This is a genomic window from Chelativorans intermedius (genome assembly GCF_025398255.1).
Classification (GTDB): domain Bacteria; phylum Pseudomonadota; class Alphaproteobacteria; order Rhizobiales; family Rhizobiaceae; genus Chelativorans; species Chelativorans intermedius.
Map to the genome: position 1 here is coordinate 1 of NZ_JAODNW010000016.1, position 11,687 is coordinate 11,687.

Here is an 11,687-nt window from a genome sequence, read left to right on the forward strand (position 1 = left end):
GCTATCCCCGCATGTGCGGGGGAACCCCGCCCGCCTGTTTCAGACCCGCCGCTTACGGGGGGCTATCCCCGCATGTGCGGGGGAACCCTCTCCAGGCTGTCGCGGATGTAGGGCTGCGGGGGGCTATCCCCGCATGTGCGGGGGAACCGGCCACGTAAGGCAGCGGGAAGAGGCCGGATAGGGGCTATACCCGCATGTGCGGGGGAACCAGTGTCTTCAGGAGCGCTTTCGCCTCTTTTCGGGGGCTATCCCCGCATGTGCGGGGGAACCCCGTCAAAGAACGGTCCCGCCGCTTCGATTGCGGGGCTATCCCCGCATGTGCGGGGGAACCTTGGGGATGGGTGTTCGTATTTGAACAGGGGTGGGGCTATCCCCGCATGTGCGGGGGAACCGCCTGCGCCTGCCATTCCCTGACGTGACCGAGGGGGCTATCCCCGCATGTGCGGGGGAACCGTCATCACCCTGTCGGAAGGCAAGATCGAGTGGGGGCTATCCCCGCATGTGCGGGGGAACCACGCATATGGAATCGCCTGGCGGATGGCGTGAGGGGCTATCCCCGCATGTGCGGGGGAACCTCAATATCGCACGAGGCAAATTTGCGTCATGCGGGGCTATCCCCGCATGTGCGGGGGAACCCTTCCATTCGCCATTCGCTGCTTGCTACTCACGGGGCTATCCCCGCATGTGCGGGGGAACCCATCCGAGACCTTTGCCCGCATCCTGGAGATGGGGGCTATCCCCGCATGTGCGGGGGAACCGATTACCAAGCTGGATTTCGGTAAGCACGCCAGGGGCTATCCCCGCATGTGCGGGGGAACCTTTCCGGGCCGGAACTGGATTTGAAGCTGCCAGGGGCTATCCCCGCATGTGCGGGGGAACCAACGTGCGCCAGGTCTTCAGCCGCCGCAGGAATGGGCTATCCCCGCATGTGCGGGGGAACCAAGAATCATCCAATCTGCAAAAACTGCCGGTGGGGGCTATCCCCGCATGTGCGGGGGAACCCTGGACGTCTTCCGGTCGATCTATCGTTGGCAGGGGCTATCCCCGCATGTGCGGGGGAACCACTGCAGGAACTGGGCGTCGTCCGGCGGGATCGGGGCTATCCCCGCATGTGCGGGGGAACCGCTGAAGGGGGCGGTGATGGCCCGCGCCAGCGGGGGCTATCCCCGCATGTGCGGGGGAACCATTCACCCCTGCCATGGCCCTATCTATCCTCCGGGGCTATCCCCGCATGTGCGGGGGAACCTGGCTGTGCCGGCGCTATTTCGCTTCCGTGGAGGGGCTATCCCCGCATGTGCGGGGGAACCCTCGAACCCAGCAGCCGGCGCGCCGTCTGCGTGGGGCTATCCCCGCATGTGCGGGGGAACCCCGGTCAGTGGAGGAGCAGATCGCGCAACAGGGGGGCTATCCCCGCATGTGCGGGGGAACCGCTCTGACCATGGGTTGCCTGCGCCGCTATACGGGGCTATCCCCGCATGTGCGGGGGAACCGATATCAGGGACACGCAGCGCAGCACCGTTGTGGGGCTATCCCCGCATGTGCGGGGGAACCAAATCCGCTTCCCAGCCGGGGAGGCATTCCCCGGGGCTATCCCCGCATGTGCGGGGGAACCACATCTGCCGTCGTTCACGATGATCGTGTCAAGGGGCTATCCCCGCATGTGCGGGGGAACCTTGGAGGCGGAGGCGGCGGACTATGGCCGGCTGGGGCTATCCCCGCATGTGCGGGGGAACCGATATCTGGGGACGGGCGAGCGGCGCATCATCGGGGCTATCCCCGCATGTGCGGGGGAACCTCTGCCTTTCAAGGTCTTGATCTTTATCCATAATGTCAAAGAGCAACGAAAGAGGTCAAACAAACTCTTCCGACTTGCGCAGCGCGCGCCGCACCAGAAGCATGGCATCGTGCGCCACAATCTCCTTGGGCGGCTCGCCAAGGCTGGCAAGGCCGAGACCGCCGTTGGCCGCCCTATCGGCCCAGGTCATGACGATGCTTCCGCGTCCGAGTGTGGCATACCAGTCGCCGAGCACCTGCCAGATGCGCTGGCGCACGCCTGCGCTCATGCGCGGGTGGGCATAGACCCCGGCTGACAGCTCCAGCATCACCGAGCCGAGAAAGCCCCGATAGCGCGCCTCCACATCGCGCGTGATCACCACAACCATCGGCATCAGCCGTCCTTTCCTGTCTCTTTCTGCTCCTGCGGGCCGATCAGCGTCTTGATCCTGTCGATCATCGAGGGGATCACCTGGCGCTGGCGAAACACCCGGGCGGCGCGCTGGCGCGTCAGCCGTTCGACGGGCTGGCCCGTTCTCTGTGCCTGCCTGGCGGCCCCGAAGGCGATTTCCAGGGTCACGTCATGGCGGTAGAGATCAGCCACATCGAGCACAAAGGACTGGCCGGAATCCTCGTGAATGAAGCCGAGCTGCGCAATGGCGCCCACGCTGGCCACCGCCACGCTGGCGGCTGCGCGCATGGCGCTTGCGGCATGGTTGATGGCCTGGTTGGGCAGGTCGCCGGCATTGGGGTTTTCGCGGTCGTAGTTGCGCCCTCGCCAGGCGACGCCATAGCGCTCGGCGGCAAGCTGGTAGCTGCGCTTGATGCGCGCCCCTTCCTGGCCGCGCAGCACCTCGATGTCGCGGGTACGCACGATCTCGCCGAAGCGCATGGCATACATGGCCCGCGCCACCTCCATGCGGCTTTTGCGATCGGCCCACAGGCGCACCTGTTCGCGGGCAAGGGCCGAGGTGTCCGGCATCAGGGGCGGGGCGGTGTAGAAGCGAACGGCCCCCTCGCCGATGGCGGCAAGCGCGCAGCCGTGGCGCGCCAGAAGCCGCAGGGCGTCATGCGTGACGCTGGAGCCCGGCCCCAGAAGCACGATGGAGAGCGACTGATGCGGGATCTGATAGTCGCCGGGCGCCAGATCGCCGCCTCCGGCGGTGATGAAGCGCAGGCAGCCGTCCTCCACCTCCAGTCGCCCCCTGTCGAGCCACACGAGCCCGTGCCGGTCGGCGTGGGGAATGCGGGCCTTCTCCAGTCCCAGCCGTCCGAGAAGCATCTCAGCCTCCTGCCGGGCGCAAAAGCAGCATGCCGTAGCCATAGGCGGCATGGCGGCCCACACCGGCCGCCAGAAGCCGCGAGAAGGCGGCACTGTCAGTCACCGTCAACTCACCGTGAAACGTGGCATCCGGCCCTTCGAGCGCCTGTCCGCGCTCTGCCCTTGTGCGCTGGAAGCGAACCATGCGGGCGCCGTCCAGCCGTGCGGCACCCTCCAGTCGCTCGGCCAGCCAGCCGCGATAGACCGCCTCGCGCGCAAGGCGTTCAGCGGTTTCCGGCCGGCCTTGCGGCGAATGACGCAGGACCGCTGTCAGGAAGGCATCGACCTCCGCCCCCTTGGGAAAGACGCCTGCGGGCTTGCGCAGCCGCCGCACCGGGCGCACGCGCACATCGAAGGCCAAGCGTCGCCCTTCGCGCCAGCTCGTGGGCATGGCCTTGTCGGCAAGGCGGGCCGGATCCACCACGGCCAGGGCTTCCGGGGCACCTGTTTCCTGCGCAGTGCGGTGCAGGGAGTCCCGGTCGCGGCCTGTATAGCCGTAAAGCGTGGCGGTGCGGGCGCCGCGCGCCACCATGAGGCGAAAGGGCCTGATGGCCCCCTTGCCGAAGGTTTCCGTGAGAAGATGGTGCAGCGCGCGGCCTTCGTCGCCGGCAAGACGGCGCATTGCCGCCCACTGGCGAAAGCAGCGAAGATCGAGAGGCAGGCTGATCATGTGAAGCGTGCTCATGCGGCAAGCCTTTCCGGTTTGAGCGTTCCCTCCACCACCTTGCGGCTGCCGCCATGCAGCCCCGTGCGCCAGTTGCGCAGGTCGGGCAGGTCGAAGATGCGTTGCACGCTTTCGCCATCCTGCGGCCCTTCCCCCAGCGGCCACTGGGCCCGCAGGCTCTCAAGACCCGCTTCGCCGGGCAGCCTCTGCAATGCCCGGTATGCGGTGGGGGCCTCGATGAAACCGGCGAAAAGCCGGGCGCTGGGAAGGCAGGGCTTGCGCCCGATGAAAAGAGGTCGGGCCGGCCGGTCAAGCGCCGCGGCCAGTTTTTCGAGGTCGGGTCCGGCCGCCTCGTCGGCCAGGCGCAGGGCCACGCACACATGCGCATCCATGTGATAGTCGCGCTGGCGGCGGTGCGGGCTGTCGAGGCTGCCGCCGCCGCGACGTTCCACCTGGCCCCATGTCGTCCAGCCCTGCTCGCCGGCCTGCAGTTTCGCGTTCTGCGTGTCGGTGAGCACCCCGGCCGGGTCTTCGCGCTCGCGGCGGGCGGCGAAGATCAGACGCTCCTGCAGGCGCTGGTGCTGCTCCCATGCAGTGCGCCGGTAGCCCAGGGCATTGGCGAGCAGTCCGGTGAGCATGGAAAGGGCCGGAAAGTCGCGCGTGACGCCGACATGGTCGATGGTCACGCCGCCAAAGGCCATGAGCGGGGCCCGCAGATCGAGGATCAGCCAGCGGTGCTCAGGCATGAGGCGCATCCTTCACCCGCTCGGCGGCCCAGACAGCAAGCCGGGGCAGGGGCAGTTTCTCGATGCCCGCCAGCTCGCCCCCGACGCACATGTGCGCCCGCGCCTCGCCCGTGGCATAGGCCTCGTCGAGGTGTTGCAGACGGTCCTGCAGGGCCTCGCGTGCGATTGCCGGATCATGCGGAACGGCTTTGCAGTAGGCCGAGGCCAGAGAGCGGGGCTGGCGGTCGCCGGCCTCCAGCAGCATCAGCTCCGCCCGGCCATAGGGCGCGGTGGAGCCGAGCTTGGCGCCGGGCGAGACCTCGGCAATGAGATGGACGAGATTGTGCACCACCCGGGCGGCAAGCTCCCTGTCTCCACCGCAGTTGGCGATCAGCCCCGGCAGGTCGATGACCACATAGCCGTAGTAGAGGCCGGAGGTGAGCTCGGTTTCCTGAATGGTGTCGGCGCCGCTGTCGTCCTCGTCGCGGCGCAGGTCGTCCACGGCGGTGAAATAGTCGTTTTCGCTCTCGCTGGGATGCACGGTGAAGGCATGGGCGACATGCACCGGCGCCTCGATGTTGGCGGCCGGATCGGAGGTGACCATGCGCCCGAACAGGGCGGCAACCAGCCCACCGGGCAGGGCAGCGTTCTCGCTCATGATCTTGAAGTTCTTGTCCTTCGCCCATTCCTTGACGGCCTCTTCCGCCTCCCTGGCGCTGCTGACCCGTCCTGCAATCTCTTCGGCCTGGGCAGCCAGCCAGTCGAGCTCCGGCTGGCCCAGAAGCAGGGTCTGGCGATTGCGTTTGCCCTTGTCGGCATTCTTGCCGTAGACCAGCCGCTGAAAGGCCGGCTCCAGCGCCTCGACCACCTCTTCGGGGAAACGCCCTTCCAGGGGGCGGATCACCTTCTCCGTCACCAGTTCGCGCGAGCGGTAGGAGGCGACAAAGTCCGCAAGTTTCTGCAGGGCGTGGGGATCGTCCACCGCCATGCGCCAGTGCCGCTTGAGGCACTGGGAGGAAATGCGCGTGCGGTCCTGGCCGCCATAGCGCAGCCGCTTGGCCTGGCCGGTGTCATCCCGGTTGAGAAGGGCGGCGGTGTAGCCATGCAGGGTGTGGATCTGCAGGAAACGGGGCGTGGTCATGCGGCGGGCTCCTTCTTCTCGTCGGTGTCCTGTTGGCGCGCGGCCCGGTCGAGGCAGCGGTAATAGCTTCCGGCCAGTCTGCGGGCGTGCATGGCCTCTGTTGAGAACAGCAGGCAGGCGATGTCGTGGCAGTTGACGCCGCCGCTCTGGGCCCGGGCGGCGTTGATGAAGCGGGCCATGCTTTCCAGCGCCGGCCCGCGCCGCTCGAAGGGCAGGGCGAGAAAGCGCGCCAGTCGGGCCTCCGACAGGCCGGCCTCGCACAGCACGGTGCCGAGCGGACGCTCGAACCTGTGTAACGGAGCGCGATTGCCCGGATCGCCCTTCGGGGCCAGCAGCGCCATGATCCGGACAAGGCGCAAGCCTGCCGGATGCGTGGGTAGGTCCAGCTCGGTGGCGAGACGCCAGAAATCAGGCTCGCCCGGTCCTTCCACATCCATGCGCCGCAACCGGGCCAGGGCGCCCGGCTCCAGCTTCAGCATGGCGCCGGCAAGGCGCGCCACCTTCGCGCCCAGTTCCGTTGTTTGCTCTTCTCTCTGCTCAGGCGACATCCTCGCCCCCCTTTTCCTTGTGCTCGAAGATCTCGGGATGGTTGCGGCGCAGATCGCGGTTGCCCCATAGGGCGGCTCTGGCCCGAGCCTCGGCGCGATGGCGGTAGAGGGAGGGGCAGGGCATGGTGGGCAGGAACTCTTCGAAGATGTCGCGCGTGCGCTGCCACAGGTCGCGGACGAAATCCGCCTCGGCGGCCTGTCTGACCGCTTCGTCCTGCTCTGCGGCCTCGAATTGCCGCCACAGATGCGCGAAGAAGATGGAGTCGGCATGGCGTTCGAGATGGGCACGGGCCGGCTTCGTGTAGACGTAGAACTCCCGCTTGACGTTGTCGTGCACGCCATCGGCCGCCGCCAACGCCAGGGCATAGGCCAGGGCCCTGTCGAAGCGCTTGATGGTATCGATCTGATCCCTGGCAAGCAGGTTCAGCTTTTCCCGCGCTCCCCGGTTCCAGCCCGAGCGCGCTGCGGGGCTGCTCACCGGCACCAGCCGGCTGCGAAAGCCGCCCGTCTTGGAGGTGCCCCGGGCCAGAGCCTGGGCAACGATGGCAACGGGCGTCTCCGCGGTCTCGAAGGGCGCCCGTCTTGCCAGAAGCGGCATTATCCATTCGCCCGAAAACAGCAGTTCCACCAGTATGCGATAGTGAAAATCGCCGTCATCGCCGATGGTCAGGCTCTTGCTTTCCTGCCTGTGTATCGGTGCCCAGGGGTCGCCCACCACACCCTTGAGATGCTTGGCATTGATGCGCGTGGCCTTCGAGGTGCCCTTGAGGCCGACGAACCGCCCCGAGCGCGAAAGCAGGCGCACCCTGCGGCAGACCTCGATGAACCAGATGTCGAGATCGCCGGTCTGCAGTTGCTCACCCTCCGGCCAGGGCGCCAGCCAGGTGAGGCCCAGGCCCGTGTCGGGATAATCAAGCTTCGTCTGGTCCAGCATTTCTTCGCGCTTGGCGAGCAGCGTGCGCACATCGCGGCTGAACCAGGCGCCGGGCCGCGGGGCCATGACCTTTTCATCCGCCCCGGGCAGGGGCGCCAGCGTCAGCATGGCGCGCGACGAGGAGCCGCCGTTCATGCGGGCGATGCCGAAATAGAATGTCCCCTTTTTCGGATTACGTCCGCCGTATCCCTCTCCCGTTTGCAAAGAGACAAGCGCAAAAATCCAGTCTTCGGGCGTGCCTGCACGGGCGATCGCCTGTTTGAGGTCATGGTTTTTGGCCGTGATCAGAAGATCGATTGCGTCCGGCGTGGGGGCCTCGTTGTCAAACTCGACATCATCGGGCACCGGCGGCTGCAGGAAGGCGGGCTTCGACCAGTCGTCGACCACCAGGCACCAGGGCTCGTCCTCGGCAAAGGCGGGTGTCAGCCCGCGCAGTAGCGCCGCCCACGCGGCCTCGTCCTCGGGAGGCCGGTCGCGACCGGCCCGGTGCAGGGCCAGCGCTGCAAGCTGCACCAGGAACATGTGCCAGAACATGGCCTGATGCGGCCTGAGGGCGGGAAAGCTCTCCACCGCGTCGCGCGCCAGCGCCGCCAGCACGCCCGCCAGGGTGAGAGGGCCCAGAGGCTTGGCCTGGATAAGTGACTGGGAGAGAAGATTATACATCATCCTCTCCCAGCGCATTTTGCGCACCCCGCGTGTGCGGGGAAACAGAGTTCTTGGATTTCCAAGTCAAATCACAATAGGGACTACCCCCGAGAAATCCATTCGGGGAATTTATATGACCGTGACCTGTGCGCAGCTTGAAAGTGGCGCGCAGGTCAAGTTCAAGCTTGGCGTTACAGACCGAGATTCCGGCAACGCAGCTTGAAATGAGCTTGCATGTAAGTCTCATGTCTGCCTCCCTGAAGAGGCTTTCTGAAGTCATCATAGGTGAATTGACCTCGCTTGTAAATTATTGAGATTTAACTTGACATAATCCCTGTCTGTCGTAGCGGAAAACGCGAGGTCCGATGCGCAGGCTCAGCACGCCGTCATCGGCGAGCGCCTCCACCGGCGCCTCGGCTTCGATGCCCTGCGACCAGTGCGCCGGCAGGGTGAAGCTGCTCACCTTCTCGCCAAAGGGGCCCGCCACGGGTTCGGCAAGGCGGAGCACGACGCCCTCGGCGCCCAGGCGGGTGCGGACCTTTTCCTCGTCGGCGGCAAAAAGCCCCATCGCGCCGAAGGGAGCATCCACGGCCAGCGCCAGATGCTGGCCGGACTGTGCCTGGGCGATCTCGTCGCCATATACGTCTTGCCAGTAGCCCTCCCACGGTTCGCCCTTCTCGGCATTGAGCCGGGCGATGGCATCAGGATGCACGGCGCCTTCCACCAGAAGGCGGTTCATGTCCGGGATCCGCCACTCGCGATGTTCGGCCACCAGCCGCCGTGTCAGCTCGCAGGCATGAAGATTGCGATAGATGCCCTGCAGGACGTTGGACGCATCCTTCCAGCCACCCAGCCCGTTGTCGAATTTCGGTGCGGCGAAGGCATCGAGCCCCTCCGGTGGAGACAGCACCATGCACTGCGGCTGGCCGAAACCCTCAGGGCGCGGCAGGGAATGCCGGTGCAGGCGGCCGATGCGCTGCAGGAGCACATCCGCCGGGCAGAGATCGCTGATGAGCAGGTCGGCATCGACATCCAGGGACTGTTCCAGCGTCTGGGTGCCGATCACGATCACGCCACCGGCCGGGCGATCTGCGGAGTCGCGCGAGAGGGCATGCTCCACCGCCTTGTCCAGCAGCTTGCGGTCCTCCGGCGCGAAGCGGGCATGATGCAGCGCCGGCCCGCCCTTCACCTGCCAGAGAAGCGTCCCGCCGCCCATCTCCTGCACGGCTGCGAAGGTTTCCACGGCTGCCTTGACCGTGTTGCGGATGACCAGCACCTTCGCGCCCCTGCCGGCGGCTGCGATGGCGCGCCCGGCAGCGTCCTGGGCGCTCCAGCCGCGCACCAGCTCCATCAGCACCGGCTTCGCTCGTGCAACTGCCCCTGCCGGGGAAAGGCCGTGCCGGTGTCCCCATACGGCGGGGTAGGGCGTCGAAACGGCATCCTCCAGGGATGGCAGCTTCAGCCCGCGCGGTCTCGGGGCCAGCCACTTTGTGCGGGCCTCGGCGCCGAGGGTCGCCGACATCAGCATGGCATGGCCGCCGCGCGCAAGGTGCATCTTCAGCAAATGGCCCTGTATCTCGCTCATGTAACGATCGGAGGCATGCACCTCGTCGACCACCAGAAGGGAGCGCGACAGGGCGGCCGCGCGCAGATGCGCATGCCTGACCTGAAGGGCGGCCAGCATGGCCTGGTCCACCGTGCCCACAGCCACGGTGGCAGCGAGATAGCGCCGGGCGTTTTCCGCCGCCCAGCGGGCGAGGCGCCGGGGCTCGTCGGCATCATCCGTCCACAGCACCCTGAAGTCGGGCAGAGCCTGGCCTTCCGCCTCGCCGGCCTTGAGATAGCCCGGCACGGCCAGCACGGCCTCCGGGGCATCCGCGCCGAACAGGGCCTGCAAGGCCTTGTTCACCCGGGTGTGAATCTGCAAGGCTGCAGCCCGGGTCGGCAGGGCAAAATAAAGGCTGTCCACCCTGCCCGCCTCGAACAGCCGGGCAAAGCGCCACAGAGCCGCCTCTGTCTTGCCCGAGCCGGTTTCGGCTTCCAGGATCACCAGCGGATCGTCAAGCGGCCACCCGCCCACGTCCTGCTGTGCCGGGTGCGGCTTACAGCCCGGCGCCAGGGTGGCGAAATCGGCACGTCCCTGAATGGCCTTGTGCCAGCCTGCTACATCGAGACCGATACTGGCCACCACCTGACGGGCCTTCTGCCGGGCTTGCCCGATGTAATCGGGGTCGAGCTCCGCCACATAGTCGAAACTGCGTTCGTCTGAGCCCAGCCAGTCGGCCAGGGACACCAGCCCGCAGAAGTGATGCTGGAAATGCGGGCGATCCGGCAGCGGGGTTGCATCATCGCCAAAGGCTGCCGGAAACCAGCGCGGCAGCAGGGCGCCGATCTCGGCCGAAGCTGCCAGCGGATCGTAGCCATTGATGGGCACGTCATCCCAGCCCTTCCTGGCTGCAGGTGTGATCTCGAACGGTCTACCGTGGTGGGCAAGGGCGGCGCAGAGAAGATCCGGATTGCACCAGCGTTGCAGATGTTCAAGCTGCAGATTGTGAGCAAGCTGCCCGTCCCGCACACCGGCATCGAAGATGGCGGCGCCTTCCTGCACATGGCCATGCAGAGGCCCCTTCCAGAGACCGGGCGGCCAGCCCTTCGCCTGAAAGCCCGGGTGCAGCTTGCCGCAGTCATGCAGAAAGGCAAGCACGGCCAGCCGGGCCACATCGGTTTGCGACAGCGCTCTGCCCGCCACCTTCTCCAGTCGGCTTGCGATTACAGGCAGGGTGGCCAGAGCCTCGAAGCAGGCCGCTACGTCGCCGCAATGGTGGGCGAGATGATGGCTGGTGCCATCGCGGTTCTTTCCCCACGGGAGATTTATTGCCATGCCATTTGGATGCTCACCAACTCTGTTGGGAACATTAAATTACTTGGCTCTGATCTGAAAGGCGTTGCTACTAAAGAGTGCAGCCTATTCGCACCAATCTACTCATTGAGCCACAAGCAAAGGGGGAGCGATCCAAGTACCACAAAAGATATGATATTCGGCACTGGCTCCGATCCCTCGCGCCACTCCTGATTTATATCTCTTATTCAACCAGCAAAGTAACCGCTGGAGAACTCCAACGTCTCCGCGCAATCGAACGCGGAGATCGGCGAACTTAGGAGTGCGCCTCCATTATTCGGCGGATGACCTGCGGGTCACCCACGCCTTGCGAGCCGCTGCCCTTCTTTTGCGGGCAACAGCGGCCTTCACCCCGGCGTCCTTCATCCGGGCCTTGTGCGAGGGTACGCCTTTCGTCGCTTGCCAGTGCGCGCGCAGAAGCTTGATTGCTTCGATAGGATAAAGTCCGGCGTCGTACATCCAATGATGCGTCTGGCACAGGAAGGCCAGATTGTCAGGGTCGTTATTTCCCGCGTCCTGGTCCAAGTGTGCGATAGTCAGGCACGTCGGCACTTGTAGCCCGCAAACGACGCAGCAGCGAGACTCGTAGGCGGCGTTTGCCACGCGGCGGGCTTCGGTTTGGTTACGCGGTGCTGACGGGACTTCATTTGGCATTGCCGTTACCCCCAATTTTTCACCTTGAAGCCACCAGCTTGCTTAAAACAACGTGCTAACTGCGGGACTCGGCGACCAACGGCCGCTTCCAAGCCTCAATTTGCTCTTTTGGCAGGTCCCCGTCCTCAGTGCTATCGCCGATCGCTTTACACAATCCGTGCATATAACTGCGAGCAAGAGGGAGAAGTGCATCTTCAGTATATTCTTGCGGATCAATATACTAGGCCGCTTGCAGCATAGGTGGATTGGAGGAACCCTGAACACGAAGGCCCCGGTCAGAAGCAGTCCGAGGTATGCAACATAGCAGAGGGCCTTCCACATTATCAGGCGCTTGCCGTGTCTGCCCAAGGGTCGATCACCTCGACACCGCAGCCTTCGAAATC

Annotated in this window: 9 protein-coding genes and 1 CRISPR repeat array; all 9 genes read right to left on the minus strand. The window is 65.6% G+C overall.

The window, feature by feature from the left end; genetic code table 11:
* Nucleotides 1–58: 58 nt before the first annotated feature.
* A CRISPR array of direct repeats spans nucleotides 59–1,795; the repeat unit is 29 nt; unit sequence GGGGCTATCCCCGCATGTGCGGGGGAACC.
* A 55-nt stretch (nucleotides 1,796–1,850) separates the two neighbouring features.
* The 9 genes from cas2e to NYR58_RS20585 all read right to left on the minus strand — a co-directional run bounded on the left by cas2e (nucleotide 1,851) and on the right by NYR58_RS20585 (nucleotide 11,304).
* Entirely contained in the window at nucleotides 1,851–2,168 is a 318-nt protein-coding gene (gene cas2e, locus NYR58_RS12455) for a type I-E CRISPR-associated endoribonuclease Cas2e (RefSeq protein ID WP_261521187.1), read from the minus strand.
* A complete protein-coding gene (gene cas1e / locus NYR58_RS12460) occupies nucleotides 2,168–3,055 on the minus strand; it encodes a type I-E CRISPR-associated endonuclease Cas1e (protein WP_261521188.1) in 888 nt (295 codons plus the stop codon). The genes cas2e and cas1e overlap by 1 nt, the downstream gene beginning before the upstream one ends.
* A 1-nt stretch (nucleotide 3,056) precedes the next feature.
* Complete coding sequence (locus NYR58_RS12465; RefSeq protein WP_261521189.1) at nucleotides 3,057–3,779, minus strand: type I-E CRISPR-associated protein Cas6/Cse3/CasE; 723 nt, start codon at nucleotides 3,777–3,779, stop codon at nucleotides 3,057–3,059.
* Complete coding sequence (gene cas5e / locus NYR58_RS12470; protein WP_261521190.1) at nucleotides 3,776–4,504, minus strand: type I-E CRISPR-associated protein Cas5/CasD; 729 nt, start codon at nucleotides 4,502–4,504, stop codon at nucleotides 3,776–3,778. Before cas5e ends, NYR58_RS12465 begins: the two co-directional genes overlap by 4 nt.
* Nucleotides 4,497–5,624 carry a type I-E CRISPR-associated protein Cas7/Cse4/CasC gene (cas7e, locus tag NYR58_RS12475; RefSeq protein WP_261521191.1) on the minus strand — a complete coding sequence of 376 codons (1,128 nt, stop codon included), beginning with the start codon at nucleotides 5,622–5,624 and terminating at the stop codon, nucleotides 4,497–4,499. Before cas7e ends, cas5e begins: the two co-directional genes overlap by 8 nt.
* Nucleotides 5,621–6,172 carry a hypothetical protein gene (locus tag NYR58_RS12480; protein WP_261521192.1) on the minus strand — a complete coding sequence of 184 codons (552 nt, stop codon included), beginning with the start codon at nucleotides 6,170–6,172 and terminating at the stop codon, nucleotides 5,621–5,623. Before NYR58_RS12480 ends, cas7e begins: the two co-directional genes overlap by 4 nt.
* A complete protein-coding gene (locus tag NYR58_RS12485) occupies nucleotides 6,162–7,769 on the minus strand; it encodes a hypothetical protein (RefSeq protein ID WP_261521193.1) in 1,608 nt (535 codons plus the stop codon). The genes NYR58_RS12480 and NYR58_RS12485 overlap by 11 nt, the downstream gene beginning before the upstream one ends.
* A 289-nt stretch (nucleotides 7,770–8,058) precedes the next feature.
* A complete protein-coding gene (gene cas3, locus NYR58_RS12490) occupies nucleotides 8,059–10,632 on the minus strand; it encodes a CRISPR-associated helicase Cas3' (RefSeq protein ID WP_261521194.1) in 2,574 nt (857 codons plus the stop codon).
* Nucleotides 10,633–10,923: 291 nt separating this feature from the next.
* On the minus strand, nucleotides 10,924–11,304 hold the full coding sequence (locus NYR58_RS20585) for an HNH endonuclease signature motif containing protein (protein ID WP_378074769.1): 381 nt from the start codon (nucleotides 11,302–11,304) through the stop codon (nucleotides 10,924–10,926).
* Nucleotides 11,305–11,687: the final 383 nt, after the last annotated feature.